The sequence below is a fragment of the Aquitalea sp. S1-19 genome, assembly GCF_024343515.1.
On sequence record NZ_RJTZ01000276.1, the window covers coordinates 1 to 1,773 of the forward strand.

The 1,773-nt window shown below is 61.0% G+C and carries 2 protein-coding genes; both read left to right on the forward strand.

Annotation, left to right across the window (positions count from 1 at the left end; genetic code table 11):
* The coding region (locus EGI20_RS18280) for a GntT/GntP/DsdX family permease (RefSeq protein WP_498633115.1) at window positions 1-396 on the forward strand (396 nt) is incomplete at its 5' end.
* A gap of 54 nt (window positions 397-450) precedes the next feature.
* Window positions 451-1,773: D-serine ammonia-lyase (dsdA, locus tag EGI20_RS18285; protein ID WP_498633116.1), on the forward strand; the 1,323-nt coding region annotated here is incomplete at its 3' end.

Below are 1,773 nucleotides of genomic sequence, written 5' to 3' on the forward strand. Positions count from 1 at the left end.
GGCGGTGCCTTCAACGGCATCCTGATCGACAGCGGCGTGGGCAAGGTCCTGGCCGGAACGCTGGCACAACTGGACATGAACCCTATCGTACTGGCCTGGCTGATTGCAGGGCTGATGCACTTCGCCGTCGGCTCGGCCACCGTTGCCATGATCAGCGCGGCCGGCATGGTATTGCCTATGCTGGGCGATAACTCCGGCTACAGCCGTGAAATCATCGTGATTGCCATCGGCGCCGGCGCTATCGGCTGGACCCACGTCACCGACTCGGCATTCTGGGTGGTGAAGGAATATCTGGGTGTCTCGCTATCCGATGCACTGAAGAAATTTACCGGCGGTACCGTGCTGGCCTCCGTGGTCGCACTGGGACTGACTTTGCTGTTGTCGCGCGTGATTTAAGCAGACTACAGACAACACATGATCAAACTTATTATCTGATACAGGAGCAACATCATGATTCTGGGCAAAACAATTGAAAGCTGGTGCGCCAGCTACCCGCTGATCAATGAACTGATCGCCTTGCAGGAAACCAGCTGGTTCAACCCTGGCATCGCACCGACGGCAGAAGCACTGGCAGATGTCGGCCTGACCGCTGCCGATGTGGCCGATGCCAGTGCCCGTCTGGACCGCTTTGCCTCCTACATCATGCAGGTGTTCCCGGAAACCCGCGCCAGCGGCGGTATTATCGAGTCGGGCATCCTGCCCATGCCCAAGCTGCAAGCCGAACTGATGGCGCGTCATGACCAGGAATCTGCCGGCCAGTTGTGGCTCAAGGCAGATTGCAACCTGCCGATTTCCGGTTCGATCAAGGCACGCGGCGGCATCTATGAAGTGCTCAAGCATGCCGAAGACCTGGCGCTGGCTGCCGGCCTGCTCACCATCGATGACGACTACGCCAAACTGGACAGCGATGCCATGCGCGCTTTCTTCGGCCAATACAAGGTCGCGGTCGGCTCGACCGGCAACCTCGGCCTGTCCATCGGCATCATGAGTGCACAGCTGGGCTTCCAGGCCTCGGTGCATATGTCGGCCGATGCCCGCCAGTGGAAGAAGGACAAGCTGCGCGCCCATGGCGTGACCGTGGTTGAATATGAATCCGACTACAGCGTCGCGGTGGCACAAGGCCGCAAACAGGCCGAATCCGATCCTAGCTGCCACTTTGTCGACGATGAAAATTCTACCAGCCTGTTCCTCGGCTACGCCGTTGCCGCCGAGCGCCTGCAGCGCCAGATCGCGGCCGCCGGCATCACTGTCGACGCCGAACACCCGCTGTTCGTCTATCTGCCATGCGGCGTTGGTGGCGGCCCGGGCGGTTTGCATCCGGCTTTCCGGTACAATGCGACCATGTTGAATCTTTCGCCAAGAATGGGCGCCAAGCTCACCAACGCCCAGTTCGCCAACCTGCATACCTTTCTGGTGGCGGCCCGCCACCTGAGCTTCGCCCGCGCCGCCGAAGAGCTCTGCCTGACCGCCAGCGCCGTCAGCCACCGTATCGCCCGTCTGGAACAAAGCCTGTCACTTGCACTCTTCCACCGCCTGACCCGGAGGGTCGCCCTGACCGAAGACGGCGAGCGCATCTACCGCATTTTGCAAGGAGCGATGGGGGAGCTGTCAGAGGCATTGCAGCAGACACCGCAAGCCGAAGTGGCCGGCGCCATCGCGCTCTATGTCCGTCCGTCACTGGCTCAGTGCTGGCTGGTGCCGCGTCTGGCCAACTTCAGCGCCCGTTACCCGCATATCTCGCTGGATATCCGCGTGGGTAACGATAACGTCGAC